The following is a 24,038-nucleotide window of genomic DNA, read 5'->3' as shown; positions in this document are numbered from 1 at the left end:
TCGATTTCCTGTGGGGGCGAATTCATTCGCCACGCAGGCCAACGGCCTGCCCTGAAAGTCCGCCAGGGCGGCTGCTCGGCCCTTGGCGAATGAATTCGCCCCTACAAATTGTGTCCGCACCGGCTCAGGCCAGGCGCGCCTTCCACTCCGGCAGCCAGCCGAGGCTGTCGGCGGTGACGCCGGTGGGTTTGTATTCGGCGCCCAACCAGCCAGGGTAGCCGGCGTCCTGCAAGGCACGCAGGGCCGGGCCGAAATCGGTGCTGCCGCTGCCCGGCTCGCCGCGCCCCGGGCTGTCGGCGAATTGAACATGGCCGATGCGGCCGGACAGCAGGCGGATGCCCGCTGCCAGGTCCACGCCCTGGCGGGCCATGTGATAAAGGTCGTACTGGGCCTGGAGGTTGGGGTGGTCGACGTCGCGCAGCAGCATGTCCAGCTGCTCGGGGGTGTTGACCAGGAAGCCCGGCATGTCCAGTGGGTTGATCGCCTCGCAGACCACGCCGATGCGCAGTACGGCGAAGGCCTCGGCCGCCTTGTGCAGGTTGGCCGCCAGGCAGGCCAGGGCGCGGTCGCGGCTGACGCCGACGGCCTGGCGCCCGGCCAGGACGTTGACGAAGCGCGGCCGGGTCATGGCGGCATAGCTCAACGCCTGCTCCAGGGCATCGTCGAACTGCTCCTGGCGCTCCGGCACCGCGGCCAGGCCAGGGCCGCCTTCCATCAGGTCGCCGGCCGGCAGGTTGATCAGGATCAGCGGCAAGCCGGCCGCCTCCAGCACTTCCTTCATGCGGATCGCCGGCAACTCGTAGGGAAACTGCACCTCGACGCCGTCGAAGCCGGCGACGCGGGCAGCGATGACGCGCTCGATCAACGGGCGGTCGGTGAACAGCAGGGACAGGTTGGCGGCGATCTTCATCAATGATTCTCCCGATACATTTCCACCAGCGTAGCCGGATCGCGCTCCAGGTTGCCCTGGCTGCCATGCAGGCGCATCAATTGTGCCGCCAGGGCGCTGACCGGCGTGGCTGAATCATGCTCGCGGGACAGGCGCACCGCGGTGTCCAGATCCTTGAGCAGGGTGCGCACGTGCCATTTGATCGGCTCGAAGCGGCTCTCGGCCATCTGCGGCGCGAGTATCTGCAGCGGCTTGGAGTCGGCGAAACCGCCGGCCAGGGCCGGAGCGATCAGGCTGGCGTCCACCCCGGCCTTCTCCGCCAGGGCCACCACCTCGGCGATCACCAGGGCATTGCAGGCGACGATCATCTGGTTGCACACCTTGGTCACCTGCCCAGCGCCGACACCGCCCATGCGGGTCACGCGCTGGCCGAGGTGGGCGAGGATGGGCCGCACCCGCTCGACATCGTCTTCATGACCGCCGGCCATGATTGCCAGGGTCCCGGCTTCGGCACCGGGGGTGCCGCCGGACACCGGTGCATCCATCCAGCGCATGCCGGTGCGGGCTTCCAGTTCGGCGGCCATCTCGCGGGTGGCCGCCGGCTCCAGGCTGGAGAAATCCACCAGCAACTGGCCGGGCCGGGCGCCCTCGATTATGCCGCCCTCGCCGAACACCACCTTGCGCACCACGCGGGTGTCGGCCAGGCAGAGCATGACGATATCCGCCTCGGCGCAGAGCTCGGCCGGTGTCCGCACCTGGCGGGCGCCCTGCTCCAGTAGCGGCGCACACTTCTCCGGGGAACGGTTCCAGACGGTCAGCGGAAAGCCGGCGGCCAGCAGGCGGCAGGTCATCGGCAGGCCCATCAGGCCGATGCCGGCGAAGGCGATGGAAGGCAGGGGGGTGGTCATGCCAAAACTCCATGCAGTTGGCGAAACGCACATCTTAACTGCCTGGTCAGCCACGTGAAGCTACCAAGCAGCCGCCCGATAACTATAATCCGCCTGCCTTTTCCGCTATTGAACCGGAGAATCCCATGTTCAAACGCTCCCTGGCCGTCGTGGCCGGCATCGCTCTATCGTTTTCCGCCGTCATTTCCCAAGCCGCCGACACCCTCAAGGTCTCTGCCATCCCCGACGAGGCACCGACCGAACTGCTGCGCAAGTTCAAGCCTCTCGGCGCCTACCTGGAAAAGCAGCTGGGCATGAAGGTGGAATTCGTGCCCGTGGCCGACTATGCCGCCGTGGTCGAATCCCTCGCGGCCGATCGCCTCGACATGGCCTGGCTCGGTGGTTTCACCTTCGTGCAGACGCGCCTGAAGACTGGCAACGCGATTCCCCTGGTGCAGCGTGAGCAGGACGAGAAGTTCACCAGCAAGTTCATCAGCGCCGACCCGGCGGTGAAATCCCTGCAGGACCTCAAGGGCAAGACCTTCGCCTTCGGCTCGGTATCGTCCACCTCCGGCAGCCTGATGCCACGCTACTTCATGCAGAAGGACGGCATAGTCCCCGAGCAGTATTTCTCCCGCGTTGCCTACTCCGGTGCCCACGACGCCACCGTGGCCTGGGTCCAGGCCGGCAAGGTGGACGGCGGCGTGCTCAACGCCAGCGTCTGGCAGAAGCTGGTGGACGCCGGCAAGGTCGACACCAATAAGGTGAAGGTCTTCGCCACCACCCCTCCCTACTACGACTACAACTGGACCGTGCGCGGCACCCTGGACCCGGCCCTGGCCGAGAAGATCAAGCAGGCCTTCCTCGCCCTCGACCCGGCCAACCCGGAGCACAAGGCGATCCTCGACCTGCAGGCCGCCTCCCGCTTCATTCCGACCAAACCCGAGAACTATGTGGGCATCGAGGAAGCCGCACGCTCGGCCGGCCTGTTGAAGTGAGCCTGTCGCTGCAAGGCGTGGACCTGGTCCACGCCAACGGTCAGCCTGCGCTCCGAGGTATCGATCTCGTCGTCGGCAACGGCGAACGGGTCGCCATCATCGGCCCCTCGGGCGCCGGCAAGACCAGTCTGCTGCGCCTGCTCGCCACCAACCTGAAACCCGCCGCCGGGCAGCTCGAGCTGCTCGGCGCGGCGCCCTGGTCGCTCTCCGCCGGCGCCCGCCAGCGCCTCCGTGCGCGCATCGGCCTGATCCACCAGGCCCCGCCGCTGCCACCGCGCCAGCGGGTGGTCACGGCCGTGCTCGCCGGCAAGCTTGGCCAGTGGCCCCTGGCCAAGGGGCTGCTCAGCCTGCTGCACCCGCTGGACAGCGCCGGTGCCGCTGCCGCCCTGGCGCGGCTGGACCTGGCTGACAAGCTCTTCGAACGCTGCGACCAGCTTTCCGGCGGCCAGCTGCAACGAGTCGGCATCGCCCGCGTGCTCTACCAGGCACCGGAACTGATCCTGGCCGACGAGCCGGTTTCCGCCATGGACCCGGTGCTCGCCGACCACACCCTCGGCGTGCTCTGCGCCGACGCCAGTCGCCGCGGCGTCACCCTGCTGGCCAGCCTGCACGCGGTAGAACTGGCGCTGGAACACTTTCCGCGCATAGTCGGGGTACGCGATGGGCACATCGCCTTCGACCGCCGGCGGGACGACGTCAGCCAGGCCGACCTCGACGCCCTCTATGCCAACGAACAATTGCGCGGCAGCGCCCCCAGTTCGCCGCCCATCCCGGCCCCCGCGCTGCACATTCCACGATGCTGACCACCGCTCCACGCGACCCTGCGGCCCTGCCCCGGCTGCTGCTCACCCTGCTCGCCGTGGCGCTGCTCTGGCCTGGCCTGGAGCTGAGCGAACTGAACCCGGCGGTGCTGCTGGACCCGGGCAACGTCCACACCATGGGCCAGTTCCTCTCGGGCTTCTGGCCGCCCGAACATGGCGAGGAATTCCTCCAATTGTTGTGGCGGGCGACCCTGGAAACCCTCGCCATCGCCACCGCCGGCATGAGCCTGGCACTGTTGATCGCCTTGCCTGCGTCGCTCTGGGCCAGCCGTGCGCTGTCGCTGACCGCCCTGCACCGTGGCGGCCGACCGGCCTGGTGGGCCCAGGCCCTGCGCTGGCCGGTGCGCGGCCTGCTGATATTCCTGCGCAGCGTGCCGGAGATCGTCTGGGCGCTGCTCTTCGTCCGCGCCGTGGGCCTGGGCCCGACCGCCGGGGTGCTGGCCATCGCCATCACCTACAGCGGCATGCTCGGCAAGGTCTATGCGGAAATCTTCGAATCCGTGGACCCACGCCCCTCCCGCGCCCTGCTCGCTGCCGGCAGCCCGCGCCTGGCGGCGTTCGCCTACGGCGTGCTGCCCAGCGCGGCGGCGGAAATGATTTCCTACACCGTCTACCGCTGGGAATGCGCGGTGCGCGCCTCGGTGGTGATGGGCTTCGTCGGCGCCGGCGGCCTGGGCCAGCAGATGGACCTGTCCATGCGCATGTTCGCCGGCGGCGAAGTGGCCAGCATGTTGCTGACCTTCCTCGCCCTGGTGCTGCTGGCCGACCAGCTCAGCCGGCTGCTGCGCTGGAGGTTCACGTGAATCGCCTGGGCAATCTCCTCCTGCTGCTGGTCCTGCTGGTGGCGGTGCTCGTTTCCTTCATAGGGCTGGGAATCGACCTCGGCGCCCTGGTCAGTGGCGACAGCCTGCAGCAGATGGGCAGCTACGCGGCGCGCTTCTTCAAGCCCGACCTGTCCGCACCACATCTGCAGGCCATCGCCCGCGGCGCCCTGGAAACCTTGGCCATGTCGGCCCTCGGCACCTTGCTGGCGGCGTTGCTGGGGCTGTTCTTCGCCCTGCCCGCCGCCGGCCGTTTCGGTAGCCTCGCGCAAGGCGCGGCGCGCCTGCTGCTCAATGCCCTGCGCGCGGTGCCGGAACTGGTCTGGGCAGCCCTGATGGTGCTGGCCGCCGGCCTCGGCCCCAACGCCGGCACCCTGGCCCTGGCGCTGCACACAGCCGGCGTGCTGGGCCGGCTGTTCGCCGAAGCCCTGGAAAACACCCCGGCCGAACCGGCCGAAGCCATCCGCCTCAACGGCGGCGGACGGGTCGCCGCCTTCTGCTACGGCACTCTGCCAGCAGTCTGGCCGCAACTGGTCGCCTACATGCTCTATCGCTGGGAAAACAACATCCGCATGGCCAGCGTGCTTGGCTTCGTCGGCGCGGGTGGGCTGGGGCAGATGCTCTACATGAGCCTCAGCCTGTTCCAGGAAGCCCAGGCGGCCAGCGTGATCCTGGCGATGCTGGTCCTGGTCCTGGCAGTGGATGCCCTGAGCGGCTGGATGCGCCAGCGCTGGGTCAGCGCGTAGAGCGAACTCAACGGTAGGGTGCGCCATGCGCACCGAGAAACCTGAGGTCCGGGCTGGATTTCATCCGGTCGAAACGGCTGGTGCGTGCGGCGCACCCAATTTTCAGCGGCTGGCCTGTGGGGGCAATTTCAATCGCTGAGCAGGCCGAAGGTCTGCCCATCGGATGTCCCGGGGGCAGCGTTGCTGCCCTTGGCGAATGAATTCGCCCCCACAGGAAAAGCCCAAGCTGAGTGGCTTGGGCAGGAAAACGGTCAGAGACCGTCCTTTTCCAGATGGTCGAGGTTGACCGACTCACCCGGCTTGGCGCCGAGTACGCGACGGATGTCTTCGAAGATCAGGTCGTATTCCTTGTGGTTGCGCATGATCAGCGTCTGATTGGCGTTAAGCCCGTTTTTCACGGCGACCTTGGAAACCACCGCGGCGAAGTTGAACGCCGTATCACGGTGCATCTCGAATTCCTCTTCGAAATGCTTGCCGCCGATCTCGCCCACCATGCGGAAGTGCAGCATGGTCCCTTCCTTGGCGTCTGGGCGGGCCTGGTAATAAAGGTCGATGGAGAATTCCTGCTGCCCCGGAATTCCGGGCACATTGGCCCGATGTACATGGCCTGGCTCGAACATGATGGCGCTCCCTGTTGATGAACAACGTAAAAGAAGGTGGATTCAGTCTAGCTCGCCCCACCGCCTTTGCCGTTGCCCCGGATCAGTGCCAGCCCGGACCGGCGGCACGCACCTGGATCAGTTCCCTGCCGCTCTGGAACGCCGCTTTCAATGTCGGGTAGGCGCCTCGTCCCGCTCCTGGATCAGCACCCAGGGCGCCACCACCACCGCCCAGAGTTTCGGGTCGCGGGCCAGCAGGTCCTGGGCGCGATCCTCCTCAACCTTGCCGAGCGTTCCGGCTGCCAGCAGGGCCGCGACCTGGGCCTTGTCGTCCTCGGCCACGGCCAGTGCCACGCCCACCAGGTCGGCAGCGCCGTCCACCCAGAGCAGGGCGCCACGGGCGAAGAAGGGCTGCAGCTCCTCCCAGGAAATAGCGGCGGTTTCGCCGAGCAGCTTGGCATAGAGGGTGCTAGCGTTATCGTTCATGGCCTGTTTCGTGTTGGTTGGTAACAAAGGGATTGGGGGCGCAATGATAGCGTCGGTCAACATTCAGACAAGCCCGGCTCGACGACACCTGCCACGCCCGAGACACGCCGTATTTCTGTACGTTTGTTTCGATTTAGCGACACAAGATCATTCCGCCATCAAAACCCGACTTTTCAAGCCGCAAACCGGCAATCTACACTGTTCCGGTACAGTTGCCGGGGGGTGTTGGCGGGGTGCAATTCCCTGTCCCGTAGCTTCGGCAAACAGGACAACAACAATGAAAAACACAAGAGTGGAGCACTATGAATAAGGCTACCAAGCAGATTTCCAAACTGTTCGCCGCCATGGCTCTCGCCGGTGTCGCCAGCTATTCCGTAGCGGCCGACACCATCAAGATCGCCCTGGCCGGCCCGGTGACCGGTGCGGTTGCCCAGTACGGCGAGATGCAGTTCATCGGCGCCAAGATGGCGATCGAGCAGATCAACAAGGCCGGCGGGGTGAACGGCTCTCAGCTCGAAGGCGTGGTCTACGACGACGCGTGCGACCCGAAACAGGCCGTTGCCGTAGCCAACAAGATCGTCAACGACGGTATTCACTACGTGGTTGGCCACCTCTGCTCCAGCTCCACCCAGCCCGCGTCCGACATCTATGAAGACGAAGGCATCCTGATGATCACCGCAGCTTCCACCAGCCCGGACATCACCTCCCGTGGCTACCAGCTGGTCTTCCGCACCATCGGCCTGGACAGCCTGCAAGGCCCGACCGCCGGCAACTTCATCGCTGACCACGTCAAGCCGAAAAGCGTAGCGGTCATCCACGACAAGCAGCAGTACGGCGAAGGCATCGCCACTGCCGTGAAGCAGACCCTGGAAGGCAAGGGCGTCAAGGTGCCGCTGTTCGAAGGCATCAACGCCGGCGACAAGGACTTCTCCACCATCGTCGCCAAGATCAAGCAGAGCGGCGTGGACTTCGTCTACTACGGCGGCTACCACCCGGAACTCGGCCTGCTGCTGCGCCAGTCGGCTGAGAAAGGCCTGAAAGTTCGCTTCATGGGTCCGGAAGGCGTGGGCAACAAAGAGCTCTCCGCCATCGCTGGCCCGGCTTCCGAAGGCCTGCTGGTAACCCTGCCGAAGTCCTTCGACCAGGATCCGAAGAACCAGGCCCTGGTAGACGCCTTCAAGGCCAAGAACGAAGACCCGACCGGTCCGTTCGTGTTCCCGGCCTACGCCGCTGTGCAAGTCATCGCCGAAGGCATCAAGAAAGCCGGCGAAGACGACACCGCCAAGGTCGCTGCGGCCCTGCGCGCCAACACCTTCCCCACCCCGACCGGCAACCTGGCCTTCGACGAGAAGGGCGATCTGAAGGACTTCAGCTTCGTGGTGTACGAGTGGCACAAGGACGGCACCAAGACCGAAGCTAAATAAGCTTCCCGCCTGAACGCAAAGCCCACTGCTCGCGCAGTGGGCTTTGTTTATCCGTGTTTTACGGGCTCCGCTGCGCCACAAGCGCCGCTTTTCGTGATGCCCGAGGAGTTAGGGAATGCCTGATCTCTACCACTATCTGCAACAGCTGGTTAACGGGCTGACCGTTGGCAGCACTTATGCCCTGATCGCCATCGGCTACACCATGGTCTACGGCATCATCGGCATGATCAACTTCGCCCACGGCGAGGTTTACATGCTTGGCTCGTACGTAGCCTTCATCGTAATCGCCGGGCTTACCATGCTCGGTCTGGAAAGCCTGCCGATCGTCATAGTCGCGGCCTTCGCCGCGAGCATCATCGTTGCAAGCGCATACGGTTACAGCATCGAGCGGGTCGCCTATCGTCCCCTTCGCGGCAGCAACCGTCTGATCCCGCTGATCTCCGCGATCGGCATGTCGATCTTCCTGCAAAACGAAGTACTGCTGACCCAGGACTCCAAGGACAAGGCTATCCCCAACCTGATCCCGGGGAACTTCATCCTGGGTGAAAGCAGCATGAACGGCGTCGTGATCTCCTATATGCAGATCCTCATCTTCGTCGTCACCTTCCTGGTCATGTACGGCCTCACCCTGTTCATCTCCCGCTCGCGCCTGGGCCGTGCCTGCCGCGCCTGCGCCGAAGATATCCGGATGGCGAACCTGCTGGGCATCAACACCAACAACATCATCGCCCTGACCTTCGTCATCGGCGCCACCCTGGCCGCCGTGGCCGCGGTGCTGCTGGGCATGCAATACGGCGTGATCAACCCGCATATCGGCTTCCTCGCCGGTATCAAGGCCTTCACCGCGGCCGTGCTCGGCGGCATCGGCAGCATTCCGGGCGCCATGCTCGGCGGCCTGGTGCTGGGCGTAGCCGAAGCCTTCGGCGCCGACGTCTTCGGCGACCAGTACAAGGACGTCGTGGCCTTCAGCCTGCTGGTTCTGGTCCTGTTGTTCCGGCCGACCGGCATCCTTGGCCGTCCGGAGGTGGAGAAGGTATGAACACTCGACTCAAAACGGCGTTCTTCAGCGCCCTCCTGGTGCTGGCCGTCGCCTACCCCGTGCTCGGCCTGAAACTCAGCGTGGTCGGCGTGGGCCTGGTGGTCACCGGCGCCAACACCCCCACTCTGCTGGCCATCGCAGCCTGCGCCGTGGCCATGTTCATCTGGCAGATGTTCCGTGAGCAGGTTAGCAATGCCTGGGCCGGTGCGCCCAAAGTGCCGCACCTGTCGAGCAAGACCAGCCACTTCCTCACCCTGCCCTCGACCCAGCGCTGGGCCGTGATGGGGCTGATCGTGGTCGCCCTGGTCTGGCCGTTCTTCGGTTCGCGTGGGGCGGTGGACATCGCCACCCTGATCCTGATCTACGTGCTGCTCGGCCTCGGCCTGAACATCGTGGTCGGCCTGGCGGGCCTGCTGGACCTGGGTTACGTCGGCTTCTACGCCGTCGGCGCCTACAGCTACGCCCTGCTCTCGCACTACTACGGCCTGGGTTTCTGGATCTGTCTGCCGATCGCCGGCCTGATGGCGGCCTTCTTCGGCTTCATCCTCGGCTTCCCGGTGCTGCGCCTGCGCGGGGACTACCTGGCCATCGTGACCCTGGGCTTCGGCGAGATCATCCGCATCCTGCTGCGTAACCTCACCTGGCTCACCGGCGGCCCCAACGGCATCAGCAACATCGACAAGCCGACCCTGTTCGGTTTGACCTTCGAGCGCCGCGCCGAAGAAGGCATGCAGACCTTCCACGAGTATTTCGGCATCGCCTACAACTCGGTAAACAAGGTGGTCTTCCTCTACCTGGTCGCCCTGCTGCTGGCCCTGCTCGCCCTGTTCGTGATCAACCGCCTGCTGCGCATGCCGCTGGGCCGCGCCTGGGAAGCCCTGCGCGAAGACGAGATCGCCTGCCGCGCGCTGGGTCTCAACCCGACCATCATCAAGCTCTCCGCCTTCACCCTGGGCGCCTGCTTCGCGGGTTTTGCCGGCAGCTTCTTCGCCGCGCGCCAGGGCCTGGTGACTCCCGAGTCCTTCACCTTCATCGAGTCGGCGACCATCCTCGCCATCGTCGTGCTGGGTGGCCTGGGCTCCCAGTTGGGTGTGATCCTCGCTGCAGTCGTGATGATCTTGCTGCCCGAACTCATGCGTGAGTTCAGCGAGTACCGCATGCTGATGTTCGGCGCCCTGATGGTGCTGATGATGATCTGGCGTCCGCAGGGCCTGATGCCGATGCAACGTCCCCACCTGGAGCTGAAACAATGAGCCGCGCGATCCTGGAAGTAAGCGGTCTCTCCATGCGCTTCGGCGGCCTGCTGGCCGTCAACGGGGTGGGGCTGACCGTGCATGAAAAGCAAGTGGTCTCCATGATCGGCCCGAACGGCGCCGGCAAGACCACCGTGTTCAACTGCCTGACCGGTTTCTACCAGCCGACCTCGGGCAGCATCCGCCTGGATGGCGAGCAGATCGAGGCCCTGCCCGGCCACAAGATCGCTCACCGCGGCGTGGTCCGGACCTTCCAGAACGTCCGTCTGTTCAAGGAAATGACTGCGGTGGAAAACCTGCTGGTCGCCCAGCATCGCCACCTCAACACCAACTTCCTCGCCGGCCTGCTGAAGACCCCGGGCTTCCGCAAGAGCGAGCGCGAGGCCATGGACTACGCCGCCCACTGGCTGGAGAAGGTCAACCTCACCGACTTCGCCAACCGTCCCGCCGGCACCCTGGCCTATGGTCAGCAGCGCCGTCTGGAGATTGCCCGCTGCATGATGACGCGCCCGCGCATCCTCATGCTCGACGAACCGGCCGCCGGTCTCAACCCGCGCGAAACCGACGATCTCAAAGCGCTGATCGCCATGCTGCGCAACGAGCACAACGTGACCGTGCTGCTGATCGAGCACGACATGAAGCTGGTAATGAGCATTTCCGACCATATCTATGTGATCAACCAGGGCACTCCCCTGGCCGACGGCACGCCGGAGCAGATCCGCAGCAACCCCGAAGTGATCAAAGCCTATCTGGGGGAGGCCTGAGCCATGCTTAGTTTCGACAAGGTTTCCACCTTCTACGGCAAGATCCAGGCGCTGCACGGCGTCAGCATGGATGTCAAGAAAGGCGAGATCGTCACCCTCATCGGTGCCAACGGCGCCGGCAAGTCGACCCTGCTGATGACCCTCTGCGGCTCGCCGCGGGCGGCCAGCGGCAGCATTCGCTATGAGGGCGACGAGCTGGTGGGCCAGGAGTCCTGCGACATCATGCGCAAGAGCATCGCCGTCGTGCCGGAAGGCCGTCGCGTGTTCTCCCGCCTGACCGTCGAAGAGAACCTGGCCATGGGCGGCTTCTTCACCGACAAGGGCGACTACCAGGAGCAGATGGACAAGGTGCTGCACCTGTTCCCGCGCCTGAAGGAACGTTTCGAGCAGCGCGCCGGCACCATGTCCGGCGGCGAACAGCAGATGCTCGCCATCGGCCGCGCGCTGATGAGCAAGCCCAAGCTGCTGCTGCTCGACGAACCGTCTCTGGGTCTTGCGCCCATCATCATCCAGCAGATCTTCGACATCATCGAACAGCTGCGCAGGGACGGCGTGACCGTGTTCCTGGTGGAGCAGAACGCCAACCAGGCGCTCAAGCTGGCCGACCGCGGCTACGTGCTGGAGAACGGACGGATCGTCATGCAGGGCACCGGCGAGGACCTGCTCAACGACCCTAAGGTGCGCGACGCCTACCTCGGCGGTTAAGCGCCCTGCCCCACAAGAAACGGCCCCTCGCGGGCCGTTTTCTTTTGCGGCAGCGCCCTTTTTTGGGGAATGGAATCATTCGCGAATCCCCGACTACCTTGGTGCGCACGGCGCACCCTACGATCTAACCCCTCACGTCGCACGGTCCACCGTAGGGTGCGCCATGCGCACCGGACATTGCCGGCATCGGCACCACGCCATGGGCCAGGCCGCCTATTCCTGTAGGGGCGAATTCATTCGCCAAGGGGCGCGAAGCGGCCCCCTTCCCTCTCGCCAATTCCAGGTCCTACCCCCGTCGTTGAGCCATCGCAAGGCAATTCCTGCGCACAGGCACTACCCTATGCCGGTACCTGCAATCAAGGAGTCCGCATGAGCCTTTCGCTGCTGAGCCGTTACGCCTTCTTCGCCTTCTGCGTGCTGTTCACCCTGTTCAGCCTGCCCTTCACCGACCATGACTGGGTCTGGCCCTTCACCCTGCTAGCCGGAGCGCTGAGCCTGCTGGGTATCTTCGACCTGCTGCAGGCGCCCCACGCGGTGCGGCGCAACTACCCGATCCTCGGCAATATCCGCTATCTGGTGGAAGGCATCCGCCCGGAAATCCGCCAGTACCTGCTGGAAGCCGACGACGACCGCCTGCCTTTCTCCCGCGCCCAGCGCTCGCTGGTCTACGCACGGGCCAAGAACGAGGGCGGCGACAAGCCCTTCGGCACCCTGATCGACGTCTACCGGGCCGGCTACGAATTCATCGGCCACTCCATGCGCCCGGCGCCGCTCAGCGACCCGTCCAGCTTCCGCGTGGTGGTAGGCGGGCCGCAGTGCAGCCAGCCCTACTCGGCCTCGGTGTTCAACATCTCGGCCATGAGCTTCGGCTCCCTCAGCGCCAACGCCATCCGCGCGCTGAACCGCGGCGCCAAGCTGGGCAACTTCTATCACGACACCGGCGAAGGCAGCATCAGCCCCTACCACCGCGAGAACGGCGGCGATCTGGTCTGGGAACTGGGCAGCGGCTACTTCGGTTGCCGCACCAGCGACGGCCAGTTCGACCCAGAACGCTTCGCCACCCAGGCGCGCAGCCCGCAGGTGCGGATGATCGAAATCAAACTCAGCCAGGGTGCCAAACCCGGCCACGGCGGCATCCTGCCCAAGCACAAGGTCACCGAAGAAATCTCCCTCACCCGTGGCGTGCCCATGGGCGAGGACTGCATCTCCCCCTCGCGGCACAGCGCCTTCTCCACGCCCATCGAGATGCTGCAGTTCATCGCCAGGCTGCGAGAGCTGTCCGGCGGCAAGCCGGTGGGCTTCAAGTTCTGCCTGGGCCACCCCTGGGAGTTCATGGGCATCGCCAAGGCCATGCTGGAGACCGGCATCCTCCCCGACTTCATCGTCGTCGACGGCAAGGAAGGCGGCACCGGCGCGGCGCCCCTGGAATTCACCGACCATATCGGCGTGCCACTGCGCGAAGGCTTGCTGTTCGTGCACAACACCCTGGTGGGCCTGAACCTGCGGGACAAGATCAAGCTCGGCGCCAGCGGCAAGATCATCAGCGCCTTCGACATCGCCAGCGTACTGGCCATAGGCGCCGACTGGGCCAACTCCGCGCGCGGCTTCATGTTCGCCATCGGCTGCATCCAGTCCCAGAGCTGCCACACCAACAAGTGCCCGACCGGTGTCGCCACCCAGGACAAACTGCGCCAGCGCGCCCTGGTGGTGCCGGACAAGGCCCAACGGGTGCAGATGTTCCACCGCAACACCCTCAAGGCGCTGGCGGAAATGCTCGCCGCCGCAGGCCTGGAACACCCCAACCAGCTTGAACCGCGCCACGTGGTGCGACGTGTGTCGGACAAGGAGATCCGCCTCTTTTCCCAGATTCACGTCTTCCTCAAGCCGGGCGACCTGCTCAAGGAAAAGATCGAGGCGGACTTCTACGAACGCATGTGGGTAATGGCGCGGGCGGACAGCTTCGAGCCGTCGTGCGTGTGGTGAATGATCCGGGGCCGCTGCGCGGCCCTTGGCGATTGAAATCGCCCCCACAAGAGCAGCACGCGCTTTTCCTGTGGGGGCGAATTCATTCGCTGAGCAGCCCGCAGGGCTGCCCTACCGAGTTCAACCCTTCAACACCCCACCATCAACCGGTATCAACGCCCCGGTGACATAACTCGCCAGCGGGCTCGCCAGAAAGGCCGCCACCGCGCCGAACTCCTCGGTCGCGCCGTAGCGCCCCACCGGAATCGCCGCCTGCTCCTTGGCCATCAGGCTCGCCACCGGCGTGCCGCTGCGTTCAGCGGCGCGCAACGTCAGGGTCTCGGTGCGCTCGGTCCAGAACGAGCCGGGCATCAGGGTGTTCACCGTCACCCCATCGGCGGCCACTTCGGCCGAGAGGGTCTTGGCCCAGTTGGCCAGGGCCGCGCGCAAGGCGCTGGACAGCACCAGGCCGGGAATCGGTTCCACCACGCTAGTGGAGGAAATCATCAGGATGCGGCCGAAGCGCCGCTGGCGCATGCCGGGCAGGAAGGCGTTTACCAGCGCCATGCTGCTCAGCAGCATGGCATCCAGCTGGCGGTGCCAGAGCTGCGGGTCGAAGTCCACCGCGTTGATCGGCGGCGGCCCACCGTTGTTCGCGACAAGAATGTCCGGCGCGCCGATGGCCGCCACCACCTGTTCGATGGCCATGTCCACGGCACCCAGGTCGTTCAGGTCCACCGCCACCGCCTGGGCTTCGCCGCCATCCTTGCGGATGCGCTCCACCGCCAGGTCCAGCTTCGACAGGTTGCGCGCCAGCAGGCAGACCCGCGCACCTTCCCTGGCCAGCGCTTCGGCCACGCCGAAGCCCAACCCGGAGCTGCCGCCGCATACCAGCGCACTGCGGTTTTCAAGTTGAAGGTCCATGTTCAGCACTCCATTTCCAGGTTCACCCGCCAGTGTGCGCCTGGCGGGGGAGAAGGCCAATCTGCAATCGGCCCTTCTTCGTCACGCCGAGAGCACCCGGCAGGCATGTTCCGGAATGGTCACCGACACCGGGTTGCCGATCGCCAGGCCGATATCCTGGCTGGGCGTGGTCAGCGCGGTGAGGGAAACGCCGGAGCACTCCACCGTGGTTTCGATGGTGGCGCCGATATCCCGCACGAAAGTCACCGTGCCCGGCACGCTGTTGGTGCCGCCGGTATGGGGCGCGGACAGCTGCAGGTCCTCCGGACGCACCAGCAACTTGATCGGCTTGCCGGCCTGGATGCTGGAGCAGATCGGTGCCTGGATCGACGCACCGCCAGGCAGGCCGACGCGGCCGCTACCCAGGGCGGTAGCTGGGAAGATATTGCCGGTGCCGATGAAGTCGGCGACGAACTCGTTGGCCGGGTTGCGGTAGATCTCGATCGGCGTGCCCACCTGCTGCACCCGGTGCTCGCCCAGCACCACCACTATGTCGGCCATGGTCATGGCCTCGCGCTGGTCGTGGGTGACCATGATGGTGGTGATGTTCAGGCGCTGCTGCAGCTGGCGGATCTCGATCTGCATCGATTCGCGCAGCTTGGCGTCCAGCGCCGACAACGGTTCGTCCAGCAGCAGCAACTTGGGGTGCGAAGCGATGGCGCGGGCGATGGCCACGCGTTGGCGCTGCCCGCCGGAAAGCCGCGACACCGGCCGGTCGACCATTTCCTGCAGCTGGATCAACTGCAGCAACTCGGCCACCCGCGCCTGCTGCTCGGCCTTGCCCACGTTGCGCAGGCGCAGCGGGTAGGCAATGTTCTCGCCCACCGTCATGTGCGGGAACAGCGCCAGGGATTGGAACACCATGCCGAAGTTGCGCTGGTGCGCCGGGGTGTAGCTGATGTTCTTGCCATCCAGGAGGATCTGCCCGGAGCTCAGGCTCTCCAGGCCGGCGATCATCCGCAGCAGGGTGGTCTTGCCGCAACCCGAAGGGCCGAGGAAGCACACCAGCTTGCCCTCCGGCAGATGCAGGTTGACGTCGGTCACGGCGCAGATGGAGCCGTAGCGTTTTTCGACTTTTTGCAGAATCAGTCCAGACATGCTTCACCTCGAATCAGAAGGACACGCCGCCATCGCCGACCAGCTTCTCCAGCGCCCAGATCAGGGCGAAGTCGATCAGCACGATCAGCACGGCAAAGGAAAATACGGTGGGATCGAGGGACGACACGGTGCGGCTGTACATCCAGATCGGCACGGTCATCACATCGATGTTGTAGAGGAAGTAGGTCACGGTGAACTCGTTGAACGAGACGATGAAGGCCAGCAGCATCCCGGCCAGGATGCCCGAGCGCATCAGCGGCACCACCACATCCAGGATCGCCCTCGTCGGCGATGCGCCGAGCATCTGCGCGGCCTCCTCCACCTCGGTACCGATGGAAACCATGGCCGCCGTGCAGTTCTTCACCACGAAGGGCAGCGCCAGGATCACGTGGGCGATCACCAGCCGCGAGGTGTCCATGTGGAACGGCAGGCTGTCGAACACCAGCAACAGCGCCAGGCCCAGCACCACCATGGGGAACACCAGCGGCAGCGACATCAGTTGCAGCGCCACCGCCTTGCCGCGGAACTCGCAACGGGTCAGCGCATAGGACGCCGGCACCGCCACCAGGGTCGCCAGCAGCATGGTCAGGCAGGACACCAGCAGGCTGGTGCCCAGCGCCTGGCCCAGGCTCAGCACATCGCTGGCATCCGGCGAAACGAAGGTGCGCCAGGCCGCCTCGTACCACTGCAGGCTGAAGCTCGACGGCGGGAAATCGAGGTTCGAGGCGCCGCTGAAGGACATCACGATCATGGTCAGGATCGGCAGCACCGCCAGCAGCAGGATCACCCCAGAGAGGATCATCGCAAAGCGGCCGGTTTCCCCCGGCAGTGCCGCGTGGGAACGGAAGGGATTGCTCATTGCGAAGCCTCCAGCATGCGGCGGCGACGGCCGGTGACGTATTCGGAAAAGGCCATGATCGCCAGGGTAGTGACGATCAGCACCACGCCGGCGGCGGAGGCCGCGGGCCAGTTCATCAGCGGGGCGATCTGGTCATGCACCATCACCGCCAGCATCGGCACGCGTCGGCCACCGAGCAGCAGCGGCACCACGAAGCTGCTGGCGTTGTAGGCGAACACCAGGGTGGCGCCGGTGAAAATGCCCGGCAGGCTCATCGGCAGCACCACCTGGCGGAACACCTGCAAGCGGCTGGCGCCCAGGGTGGCGGCCGCCTCCTCATAGCTGCGTGCCACGCCGCGCATGGCACTGGCGATCGGCAACACTGCCAGGGGGAAGGCCGTCTGCACCAGGCCCAACAGCACGCCGGTCTGGTTGTAGAGCAACATCACCGGCCGGTCGATCAGCCCAAGCCCCATCAGGGCCTGGTTGAGCATGCCCGCAGGACCGAGGATCACCAGCCAGCCGTAGCTCTGCAGCAGCAGGTTGACCAGCAGCGGCAACAGCACGGCGGCCAGGAATACCCGGCGCAGGAAGGGCGACTGCAAGCGCGACATGCAATAGCCCACCGGAATCGCCAGGGCCACCGCAATCAGCGCGCTGAAGAAGGCCAGGCGCAAGGTCAGCAGCAGGGATTTCAGGTAGTAGGGCTCGGCCAGCTGGGCATAGCTGGCCAGGCTGAAGCCGCTCCACTCGGCGCCCTTCTCGCCGATGCTCATGCGCAGCACCAGCAGGCTGGCGGCCACCAGCACGGCCAGGAAAAGCATCGACGGGGTGAGGAAGAGCCAGGCCCGCGCCGTGGGGGTCACCGCCCTGGCCGGGCGCAGGGGCGCCTCGCCGACCGGTTGGGTCAGATCAATGTGTTCCATATCGCTCGTCTCGTCAGAACTGGGAAACCTCGCACCGGGGCGGGCGGCCGCAGACCAACCGCCCAGCGCGAATCACGGCAGGCGCCGTGGCTGCATCAGGAAGAGAAGATTTCCGTGTAGCGGCGAATCCACTGGTCGTGGACCGTGGCGAGGAAAGCGTTGTCGTGCATGATCGCCTTCTCCGCGATCTGCTCCGGCGTGAGGATGAAGGGGCTCTTGCGCGCCTCGGCGGAGATGATCGCCTTGGCATTGACCGGACCGTTGTAGATGTCCTCGGCCATCTTGCCCTGCACCAGCGGGTCCAACGAATGGTCGAGGAAGGCGTAGGCCAGGTCGGTATCGCCTGGACGGTGCTTGGGCATGACCGAGAGCATCAGGTCGGTGTAGAAGCCTTCCTTCATGCCGAAGGTGGCGCCCAGGCTGTAGGCGGGGTCGCGGATCTGCTTGGGGAAGAAGGCCGGGGCGTAGAGGCCGCCCATGTCCAGCGAGTTGGTGCGGAACAGCTCGGCGATCTGGTTGGGGTTTTCCCCCAGGGTCATCACGCGGTCCTTCAGCTCTTCCAGCTTCTTGAAGCCGGGCTCGATGTTGTGCACGTCACCACCGGCCAGCTTGGCGGCGATGATGATCAGGTCCATGGCCTCGGTCCAGTTCGGCGGCGGCAGGAAAAGGCGGCCTTCGTAGGCCGGGTCCCAGAGCGCGGCGTAGCTGTCCGGCACGTCCTTCACGGTGCGGGTGTTGTAGACCAGGCTGTTGCACCACAGCAGGTAGCCGATGCCGTGGCCGTTGGCGCCGGTCTGGTACTGGGCGGGCACGTCCTTGAGGTTGGGAATGCGGTTGAGGTCGGGCTTTTCCAGCAGGCCGGCGCTGGCCAGTCCTTCGGCGCCCACCCCGGCGAGGGTGATGATGTCGTACTGCGGGCGGTCACCACCGGCCTTCAGCTTGGCGACCATTTCCGAGGTGCTGCCGGTGCGGTCGGCGATCACCTTGGCGCCGGTCTTGGCCTCGAAGGTGGCCGCGATGTTGCGCAGCGCCGCCAGCCCGGTGTCGTCCGACCAGGTCAGCAGGCGCAGGGTCTTGCCCTGGAACCGCGTATCGCTGGCGCTGGCCCGGATGAAAGGCATCGACAGAGTGGCGGCCGCCACCGAAGCGACACCTACCGTCTTGATGAAATTTCTTCTGCTCAGATCATGCTCGCCCATTGAGGACTCCTCTTGTTCTTGTATGGAGCTGCGGCAGCGAAGTGCCCGGCGCGGTCATCCTGCGGCGCACCGGGGGGAGCAACAATCGAAAATTCGTCATCGGAGCCATGTCCTCAACGCATGGCTTGATCCCAGGCATGACAAAGCCGCCCGAAGGCGGCTTTGTCGGGTTTCATGCTGTGCTTTGTGGGGCAGCCCTGCGGCCTGCTTGGCGATTGAAATCGCCCCTACATTGAAATCGCCCCCAAACGGAAACTCAGCGGGTGACCGGGATGTAGGGTGGATATCGCTCTTCATATCCACCATCGCAGCCAATCCCACGCGCGATGGTGGATCGGTGAAGCGTGAGAGCTCTTTGTAGGGGCGAATTCATTCGCCAAGGGGCGCGTAGCGGCCCCGACTATGCTCAGTCGGGCAGCCCTGCGGCCTGCTTGGCGATTGAAATCGCCCCTACAGTGAGATTGCCCTCACCATGGAAGTCGGGGCGGTCAGACCGCCCTTACCACGTGCTTGATCTCCTGGAAGGCGGAGAGGCCCCAGGGGCCGAGCTCGCGGCCGATGCTGCTCTGCTTGTAGCCACCCCAGGAGGTCTGCGGGAAGATCACCTGCGGCGAGTTGATCCACACCATGCCGGCCTGCAGGGCATTGGCCACGCGCTCGGCAGCTTCGGCGTCACGGCTGACCACGCTGGCCACCAGGCCGAACTCGCTGTCGTTGGCCAGTTCGATGGCCTCTGCCTCGCTGGCGAAGCTGCGCACGCAGAGCACCGGCCCGAAGATTTCCTCGTTCCACAGGGCGCTGTCCTTCGGCACGTCGGTGAACACCGTCGGCTGGAGGAAGTAGCCCGTCTCCAGGTCCGCCGGACGCTCACCGCCGCACACCAGGCGTGCCCCCTGCCCCAGACCGCGCTCGATATGGCCACGCACCCGCTGGTACTGCGCCTGGTTCACCAGGGCGCCCATCTCCACGCCTTCGACGAAGGGGTCACCCACGCGGATAGCCTCGGCGCGGGCCTGCACCCGCGCCAGGAAGTCCGCCATCAGCGGCGCGGCCACCAGCACACGGCTGGTCGCCGAGCACATCTGCCCGGCGTTGAAGAAGGCGCCACCGCAAGCCAGTTCAACGGCCAGCTCCAGGTCGGCATCCTCCAGCACCAGCAGCGACGACTTGCCGCCCAGCTCCAGGCTCACGCCCTTCACGGTTTCCGCCGCGCGCTGCATCACCTGTACGCCCACGGCATTGCTGCCGGTAAAGGACATCTTCGCCACTTTCGGGTGGGCCGACAGCGGCGCACCCACCGCCAGGCCGGTGCCGCACACCAGGTTGAACACGCCGGCTGGCAGGCCACTGTCGTGGATGATGCGGGCCAGTTCCAGCTCCGGCAGCGGCGTCACCTCGGAGGGCTTGAGCACCACGGCGCAGCCGGCGGCCAGGGCCGGGGCGAGTTTCCAGGCGGTGGTGACCATGGGGAAGTTCCACGGCACGATCAGCCCCACCACGCCGCAGGGCTCGCGGCGCAGGCGCGCGGCGAAGTCCTCGCTGGGCAGCTCCACCGGGCGGTCCTGCTGGGCGTCCAGGCCTTCAGCGAGGCCCGCGTAGTACTCGAAGGTGCCGATCACGTCATCTACATCGATGGCCGCTTCGAACAACGGCTTGCCGTTGTTGGCCGACTGCAGCTGGATCAGCGTCTCGCGGCGCTGGCGCACGCCCTCGGCAATGCGGCGCAGGCAGGCACCACGCTCGGCGCCGCTGCTGCGGGCCCAGGCCGGGAAGGCGACGCTGGCGGCCTGCACCGCCTGGTCGACGCTGGCGGCATCACCGCTGCCGACAGTCGCCAGGGGCGCCTCGGTGGCGGGGTTGATCACCGCAAGTTCGGCGCCGCCGGTCAGCCACTGGCCGTCGATGTAAACGCCTGCGAGGGTTTCGGTGTAGGTCGGGAGCGTGTTCTGCATTGCGTGATTCCGTTGATTCAGGGCGGCCGAACCTGCAGTCGGCGCGGATGACGATGGAGCGCCTTGCCACTCGATGCGCGGCAGCAAGAGCCGGGGCAGGCAGGATGCGCAATTGGACCCGCCGGGCGGCGGCCATGACAAGGCAAAAATCGTCATACTTGCCATGTCCTCACGTCATGGCTGCCCTGATGAAACGCCTCCCGCCCCTGCCTGCGCTGCACACCTTCCTGGTCACCGCCCAATGCTGCAACTTCACCCGCGCCGCCGAGCTGCTGCACCTCACCCAAGGCGCCGTGAGCCGGCAGATCGCCGGGCTGGAAAGCCACCTGGGCTACCCGCTGTTCCAGCGCCAGGCGCGGGGCCTCAGCCTCACCGCTCAGGGCCGCGAGCTGCTGCCGCGCATCCAGCACGTCTTCACCCTGATCGATGAAGCCGTCGAACAGGTGGGTGCAAAGCGCGAAGCGCTGCAACTCAAGGCCCCCACCTGCGTGATGCGCTGGCTCCTGCCGCGGCTGATGCAATGGCAGGCCGAACGTCCGGACGTACCGGTGGAACTCACCACCACCGTGCAGTACGGCGTGGATTTTCGCCGCGAAGAGTTCGACGCCGCGGTGATCTACGGCACCCAGCCCGGCAGTGCCCAGGTCGCCCACCACCTGTTCGATGAGCAGCTCACCCCCGTGTGCTCCCAGCAGTTGATGACCGGCCCCGTGCCGCTGACCAGCGCCGCCGACCTGGCCCGGCACACCCTGCTGCACCCCACCCGCGACGAACAGGATTGGAAAACCTGGCTCCTTGCCGCCGGCGTCACCCTCGGCAAGCTCGGCAGCGGGCACCACTTCGACACCCTCGACCTCGCCCTTTCCGTCGCTGCCCAGGGCAATGGCGTGGCACTGGGCGACTGGGCGCTGATCGGCGAAGACCTCGCCACCGGCCGCCTGGTGGCCCCTTTCGACCTCAAGGTGCCCACCGGCGGCGCCTACTTCCTGGTCTACCCGGAACGCCCCGCGCCCAGCCCTCAGCTGCGCGAACTGGTGGACTGGCTGATGGTCCAGGCGCAATCCGGGCAAATGTAACAAGGGGTGTCCCCCCGCCATGCCGCCGGGCATCGCCGGCCGCCCGCGCCAGTCAGTCGCGATCATATGAAGCGCGGCATGGCTAGCCCTCCCGGGCCGGACCGGGCATCCGGTGGCCCACGCCATTCGAGAATGACTGTCTATACCTACGCCCGAACCAGTCGTAGCGGTTCGCTCTTTCCACTGATGGAGGAATGATCCATGGCTACTATCCCCGGCACCCCAGATGACGACTTTCTATTCGGTACTGATGACGACGATCTGATAACCGGCCTGGCCGGCAACGACTTCCTGTTCGGCTTCGGCGGCAATGACACGATCGACGGCGGTGACGGAAACGACGACCTCTCCGGCGACGGCGGCAACGACACACTCCTCGGAGGCAACGGCAACGACAGCCTCACCGGCGGGCTCGACGCCGACCTCCTCACCGGCGGCATCGGCGTCGACACCTTCTTCTGGTCCGTGGCAACCGGTGACGAGTCCAGCTCCCCGAGCCTGGACCATGTCACCGACTTCGAAGGCTCGGGCCTGGTCGGCGGCGACATCCTGCGTCTCTCCAGTTTCTCCAGGCGCCTGGTCTTCCAGGGCGCCCACAATGGCATACCCACCGCGGGGACCAGCCTCGGTTTCGGCAATAACAACTTCACCGAGGTCTTCTACGCCGTTGGCGCCGCCAGCACCCTGCTGTTCGCCGACTCCAACGACAACGGCATTTTCGACGCCAGTGACTTCGCCGTGCAGTTGGATGGCATCCACAACCTCGTCAGGAGCGACTTCGGCACCACCGACTTCGTCCTGCCCGGCACCGAAGGCGGCGATGTGATCGATGGCACCAATGATCCCGACACCATCTTCGGCCTGGGCGGCAACGACGTGATCAATGGCAATGGCGGCAACGACATCGTCAATGGTGGCGACGGCAACGACACCCTCAACGGCGGCCAGGGCATCGACCGCCTCACCGGCGGCGCCGGCAATGACATTCTCAACGGCGATGCCGACCGCGACCTGCTGGTCGGCAACGAGGGTAACGACATCATCAACGGTGGCGCCGGCAACGACACCACCCTGTCCGGCGGCGCTGGCAACGACATCGTCAATGGCGGTGACGGCAACGATACCCTCGATGGCGATGCCGGCAACGACCAGTTGTTCGGCGGCACTGGCAACGACGACTTCTTCGGCGGCGACGGCAATGACAGCATCTTCGGCGAAGATGGCGCGGACGAACTCTTCGGCGACGACGGCAACGACAGCCTGTCGGGTGGCAACGGCAACGACCGCATCGAAGGCGATGCCGGTGCAGACCAACTCTCGGGGGACGCCGGCGACGACGAGTTCATTTTCTTCCTCGGCAGCTTCAACCCCAGTTCGCCGTTCGCCACCTTCGATACCCTGACCGACTTCCAGGGCGCCGGCGTGGACGGCGGCGACACCCTGGAGCTGCGCGATGAGTTCTTCTTCCGCGGCCTGGTGGACATCAACCCGAATCTGGGCGCGGTGCTGGTGGGTGGCGGCAACGGCGTGACCGACCTGCTCTATACCTTTCACCAGAACAGCACCTGGCTGATCGCTGACGAGAACGACGACGGCCTGCTCGACAACGCCGACTTCACCCTGCGCCTGCTGGGCACGCACAACCTGACGGAGGGGGACTTCGGCAACAACACCACCTTCATCACCGCCGGTACCGACGGCGATGACGTTCTTACCGGTACCAACGGCGACGACCGCATCTTCGGCCTGGGCGGCAATGACCAGATCTTCGGCCTGGAAGGGGCCGACTTCCTCGATGGCGGCAGCGGTGACGACACCATCGACAGCGGTCCGGGCTTCGACGAGTTGTTCGGCGGGACCGGCAACGACACCCTGATCGTGCAGGAATTCGCCAATGCCAATGGCGGCGATGGCGATGACCAGTTGTTCGGCGGCAACGACCCCTTCGGCTCAAACCTCAACGGTGACGCCGGCAACGACACCCTGACCGCAGGTGCCACTGGTGCCGTGATGCAAGGCGGTGAAGGCGCCGACGTGCTGGTGGGCAGCAACGTCCGCGACTTCATGGTCGGTGACGTCCTCTTCGGATCTCCCGCCGGAACGGACCAGTTCAAGTTCGGCGCGATCTGGGGGAATGACGAAATATTCGACTTCGAAGACGGCGTCGAAAAACTCGACCTCAGCGCCAGCGGCCAGACCTTCGCCGCCCTCACCATCGCCGACTTCTCCGGCAGCACCCGGATCACGGTGACCGCCGACGCCAACGGCGAAATTGGCAGCATCACCCTGACCGGCGTCCCCGCCGCCAACATCAACGCAGACGACTTCGTCTTCGCCTGACCCCACCCACCGGCCATGCCCGCCCTGCGGGCTGGCCTTCGCGGGGCACAAGGCTGCGCGGTAGGGTGCGCCATGCGCACCGATTGCAGCCAGGGCCAACTACGGATTACACCCAACCGCAGGAGGCGGTGCGCACAGCGCATCCTCCAACCCAGGCCGAGTCTGCTGTAGGGGCGAATTCATTCGCCAACCGGCCCGCAGGACCGGCCGACAATCCCCCCCGCACACACCTTCCACCAGACAAATAGCCTT

Annotated in this window: 22 protein-coding genes; 12 read left to right on the top strand and 10 right to left on the bottom strand. The window is 65.6% G+C overall.

The genetic code is table 11. The features are described from left to right. Nucleotides 1-124: 124 nt before the first annotated feature. Entirely contained in the window at nt 125-910 is a 786-nt protein-coding gene (locus tag E8F12_RS15090) for a TIM barrel protein (RefSeq protein WP_280326060.1), read from the bottom strand. After that, nucleotides 910-1,797 (bottom strand): NAD(P)-dependent oxidoreductase, encoded by an 888-nt coding sequence (locus E8F12_RS15085; RefSeq protein ID WP_280326059.1) that lies wholly within the window; start codon nt 1,795-1,797, stop codon nt 910-912. The genes E8F12_RS15090 and E8F12_RS15085 overlap by 1 nt, the downstream gene beginning before the upstream one ends. Before the next feature lie 125 nt (nt 1,798-1,922). Between E8F12_RS15085 and E8F12_RS15080 the strand changes: the two genes are divergently transcribed. The 4 genes from E8F12_RS15080 to phnE are packed head-to-tail and all read left to right on the top strand — an operon-like array spanning nt 1,923 to nt 5,162. Beyond that, on the top strand, nt 1,923-2,774 hold the full coding sequence (locus tag E8F12_RS15080) for a putative selenate ABC transporter substrate-binding protein (protein ID WP_280326058.1): 852 nt from the start codon (nt 1,923-1,925) through the stop codon (nt 2,772-2,774). Further along, nucleotides 2,771-3,577, top strand: a complete 807-nt coding sequence (locus E8F12_RS15075; RefSeq protein WP_280326057.1) for an ATP-binding cassette domain-containing protein — start codon at nt 2,771-2,773, stop codon at nt 3,575-3,577. Before E8F12_RS15080 ends, E8F12_RS15075 begins: the two co-directional genes overlap by 4 nt. Then, nucleotides 3,571-4,398 carry an ABC transporter permease gene (locus E8F12_RS15070; protein WP_280291164.1) on the top strand — a complete coding sequence of 276 codons (828 nt, stop codon included), beginning with the start codon at nt 3,571-3,573 and terminating at the stop codon, nt 4,396-4,398. The genes E8F12_RS15075 and E8F12_RS15070 overlap by 7 nt, the downstream gene beginning before the upstream one ends. Beyond that, nucleotides 4,395-5,162, top strand: coding sequence for a phosphonate ABC transporter, permease protein PhnE (gene phnE / locus E8F12_RS15065; protein ID WP_280326056.1), 768 nt, complete (start codon nt 4,395-4,397; stop codon nt 5,160-5,162). Before E8F12_RS15070 ends, phnE begins: the two co-directional genes overlap by 4 nt. A gap of 251 nt (nt 5,163-5,413) precedes the next feature. On the opposite strand, the gene E8F12_RS15060 is transcribed toward phnE, so the two are convergent. Beyond that, a complete protein-coding gene (locus tag E8F12_RS15060) occupies nt 5,414-5,782 on the bottom strand; it encodes a DUF5064 family protein (protein WP_280326055.1) in 369 nt (122 codons plus the stop codon). 147 nt (nt 5,783-5,929) lie between these two features. Continuing rightward, nucleotides 5,930-6,247 carry a DUF2288 domain-containing protein gene (locus tag E8F12_RS15055; protein WP_280286856.1) on the bottom strand — a complete coding sequence of 106 codons (318 nt, stop codon included), beginning with the start codon at nt 6,245-6,247 and terminating at the stop codon, nt 5,930-5,932. A 302-nt stretch (nt 6,248-6,549) separates the two neighbouring features. On the opposite strand from E8F12_RS15055, the gene E8F12_RS15050 reads away from it, so the two are divergent. From E8F12_RS15050 to E8F12_RS15025, 6 genes are all read left to right on the top strand, one after another. Beyond that, nucleotides 6,550-7,671, top strand: a complete 1,122-nt coding sequence (locus E8F12_RS15050) for a branched-chain amino acid ABC transporter substrate-binding protein (RefSeq protein WP_280326054.1) — start codon at nt 6,550-6,552, stop codon at nt 7,669-7,671. 115 nt (nt 7,672-7,786) lie between these two features. Continuing rightward, nucleotides 7,787-8,710, top strand: a complete 924-nt coding sequence (gene livH / locus E8F12_RS15045; RefSeq protein WP_280326053.1) for a high-affinity branched-chain amino acid ABC transporter permease LivH — start codon at nt 7,787-7,789, stop codon at nt 8,708-8,710. Next, complete coding sequence (locus E8F12_RS15040; RefSeq protein ID WP_280326052.1) at nt 8,707-9,963, top strand: high-affinity branched-chain amino acid ABC transporter permease LivM; 1,257 nt, start codon at nt 8,707-8,709, stop codon at nt 9,961-9,963. The genes livH and E8F12_RS15040 overlap by 4 nt, the downstream gene beginning before the upstream one ends. Beyond that, a complete protein-coding gene (gene livG / locus E8F12_RS15035) occupies nt 9,960-10,727 on the top strand; it encodes a high-affinity branched-chain amino acid ABC transporter ATP-binding protein LivG (RefSeq protein ID WP_280326051.1) in 768 nt (255 codons plus the stop codon). The genes E8F12_RS15040 and livG overlap by 4 nt, the downstream gene beginning before the upstream one ends. Nucleotides 10,728-10,730: 3 nt before the next feature. Continuing rightward, complete coding sequence (locus E8F12_RS15030) at nt 10,731-11,432, top strand: ATP-binding cassette domain-containing protein (protein ID WP_280326050.1); 702 nt, start codon at nt 10,731-10,733, stop codon at nt 11,430-11,432. A gap of 369 nt (nt 11,433-11,801) precedes the next feature. Next, nucleotides 11,802-13,415, top strand: a complete 1,614-nt coding sequence (locus E8F12_RS15025; protein WP_280326049.1) for an FMN-binding glutamate synthase family protein — start codon at nt 11,802-11,804, stop codon at nt 13,413-13,415. Between the two features lie 120 nt (nt 13,416-13,535). On the opposite strand, the gene E8F12_RS15020 is transcribed toward E8F12_RS15025, so the two are convergent. The 6 genes from E8F12_RS15020 to E8F12_RS14995 all read right to left on the bottom strand — a co-directional run bounded on the left by E8F12_RS15020 (nt 13,536) and on the right by E8F12_RS14995 (nt 20,370). Beyond that, entirely contained in the window at nt 13,536-14,318 is a 783-nt protein-coding gene (locus E8F12_RS15020) for an SDR family oxidoreductase (protein WP_280326048.1), read from the bottom strand. An 81-nt stretch (nt 14,319-14,399) separates the two neighbouring features. Next, the gene (locus E8F12_RS15015) at nt 14,400-15,455 is read right to left on the bottom strand and encodes an ABC transporter ATP-binding protein (protein WP_280326047.1); all 1,056 of its coding nucleotides are present in this window, start codon (nt 15,453-15,455) and stop codon (nt 14,400-14,402) included. A gap of 13 nt (nt 15,456-15,468) precedes the next feature. Further along, nucleotides 15,469-16,314 carry an ABC transporter permease gene (locus E8F12_RS15010; RefSeq protein WP_280326046.1) on the bottom strand — a complete coding sequence of 282 codons (846 nt, stop codon included), beginning with the start codon at nt 16,312-16,314 and terminating at the stop codon, nt 15,469-15,471. Next, entirely contained in the window at nt 16,311-17,219 is a 909-nt protein-coding gene (locus E8F12_RS15005) for an ABC transporter permease (RefSeq protein WP_280326045.1), read from the bottom strand. The genes E8F12_RS15010 and E8F12_RS15005 overlap by 4 nt, the downstream gene beginning before the upstream one ends. A gap of 95 nt (nt 17,220-17,314) precedes the next feature. After that, a complete protein-coding gene (locus E8F12_RS15000) occupies nt 17,315-18,418 on the bottom strand; it encodes an extracellular solute-binding protein (protein ID WP_280326044.1) in 1,104 nt (367 codons plus the stop codon). A gap of 488 nt (nt 18,419-18,906) precedes the next feature. After that, nucleotides 18,907-20,370 carry an aldehyde dehydrogenase family protein gene (locus E8F12_RS14995; RefSeq protein ID WP_280326043.1) on the bottom strand — a complete coding sequence of 488 codons (1,464 nt, stop codon included), beginning with the start codon at nt 20,368-20,370 and terminating at the stop codon, nt 18,907-18,909. Nucleotides 20,371-20,558: 188 nt separating this feature from the next. On the opposite strand from E8F12_RS14995, the gene E8F12_RS14990 reads away from it, so the two are divergent. Both E8F12_RS14990 and E8F12_RS14985 read left to right on the top strand, forming a co-directional pair. Further along, nucleotides 20,559-21,446, top strand: a complete 888-nt coding sequence (locus E8F12_RS14990) for a LysR substrate-binding domain-containing protein (protein ID WP_280326042.1) — start codon at nt 20,559-20,561, stop codon at nt 21,444-21,446. A 201-nt stretch (nt 21,447-21,647) separates the two neighbouring features. Then, a complete protein-coding gene (locus E8F12_RS14985; protein WP_280326041.1) occupies nt 21,648-23,786 on the top strand; it encodes a calcium-binding protein in 2,139 nt (712 codons plus the stop codon). The last annotated feature ends 252 nt before the right edge of the window (nt 23,787-24,038 follow it).

The organism is Pseudomonas sp. BN102, from assembly GCF_029871245.1.
Lineage (GTDB): Bacteria > Pseudomonadota > Gammaproteobacteria > Pseudomonadales > Pseudomonadaceae > Metapseudomonas.
Note: the sequence above shows the minus strand (reverse complement) of the source record. Positions and strands in the feature narration are given on the sequence as shown.

Excerpts from the sequence above, each read along its gene's own strand:
- E8F12_RS15090 (WP_280326060.1), bottom strand. The coding sequence starts at position 910 with ATGAAGATCGCCGCCAACCTGTCCCTGCTGTTCACCGACCGCCCGTTG.
- E8F12_RS15085 (WP_280326059.1), bottom strand. The coding sequence starts at position 1,797 with ATGACCACCCCCCTGCCTTCCATCGCCTTCGCCGGCATCGGCCTGATG.
- E8F12_RS15080 (WP_280326058.1), top strand. The coding sequence starts at position 1,923 with ATGTTCAAACGCTCCCTGGCCGTCGTGGCCGGCATCGCTCTATCGTTT.
- E8F12_RS15070 (WP_280291164.1), top strand. The coding sequence starts at position 3,571 with ATGCTGACCACCGCTCCACGCGACCCTGCGGCCCTGCCCCGGCTGCTG.
- E8F12_RS15060 (WP_280326055.1), bottom strand. The coding sequence starts at position 5,782 with ATGTTCGAGCCAGGCCATGTACATCGGGCCAATGTGCCCGGAATTCCG.
- E8F12_RS15055 (WP_280286856.1), bottom strand. The coding sequence starts at position 6,247 with ATGAACGATAACGCTAGCACCCTCTATGCCAAGCTGCTCGGCGAAACC.
- E8F12_RS15050 (WP_280326054.1), top strand. The coding sequence starts at position 6,550 with ATGAATAAGGCTACCAAGCAGATTTCCAAACTGTTCGCCGCCATGGCT.
- livH (WP_280326053.1), top strand. The coding sequence starts at position 7,787 with ATGCCTGATCTCTACCACTATCTGCAACAGCTGGTTAACGGGCTGACC.
- E8F12_RS15040 (WP_280326052.1), top strand. The coding sequence starts at position 8,707 with ATGAACACTCGACTCAAAACGGCGTTCTTCAGCGCCCTCCTGGTGCTG.
- livG (WP_280326051.1), top strand. The coding sequence starts at position 9,960 with ATGAGCCGCGCGATCCTGGAAGTAAGCGGTCTCTCCATGCGCTTCGGC.
- E8F12_RS15030 (WP_280326050.1), top strand. The coding sequence starts at position 10,731 with ATGCTTAGTTTCGACAAGGTTTCCACCTTCTACGGCAAGATCCAGGCG.
- E8F12_RS15025 (WP_280326049.1), top strand. The coding sequence starts at position 11,802 with ATGAGCCTTTCGCTGCTGAGCCGTTACGCCTTCTTCGCCTTCTGCGTG.
- E8F12_RS15020 (WP_280326048.1), bottom strand. The coding sequence starts at position 14,318 with ATGGACCTTCAACTTGAAAACCGCAGTGCGCTGGTATGCGGCGGCAGC.
- E8F12_RS15015 (WP_280326047.1), bottom strand. The coding sequence starts at position 15,455 with ATGTCTGGACTGATTCTGCAAAAAGTCGAAAAACGCTACGGCTCCATC.
- E8F12_RS15010 (WP_280326046.1), bottom strand. The coding sequence starts at position 16,314 with ATGAGCAATCCCTTCCGTTCCCACGCGGCACTGCCGGGGGAAACCGGC.
- E8F12_RS15005 (WP_280326045.1), bottom strand. The coding sequence starts at position 17,219 with ATGGAACACATTGATCTGACCCAACCGGTCGGCGAGGCGCCCCTGCGC.
- E8F12_RS15000 (WP_280326044.1), bottom strand. The coding sequence starts at position 18,418 with ATGGGCGAGCATGATCTGAGCAGAAGAAATTTCATCAAGACGGTAGGT.
- E8F12_RS14995 (WP_280326043.1), bottom strand. The coding sequence starts at position 20,370 with ATGCAGAACACGCTCCCGACCTACACCGAAACCCTCGCAGGCGTTTAC.
- E8F12_RS14990 (WP_280326042.1), top strand. The coding sequence starts at position 20,559 with ATGAAACGCCTCCCGCCCCTGCCTGCGCTGCACACCTTCCTGGTCACC.
- E8F12_RS14985 (WP_280326041.1), top strand. The coding sequence starts at position 21,648 with ATGGCTACTATCCCCGGCACCCCAGATGACGACTTTCTATTCGGTACT.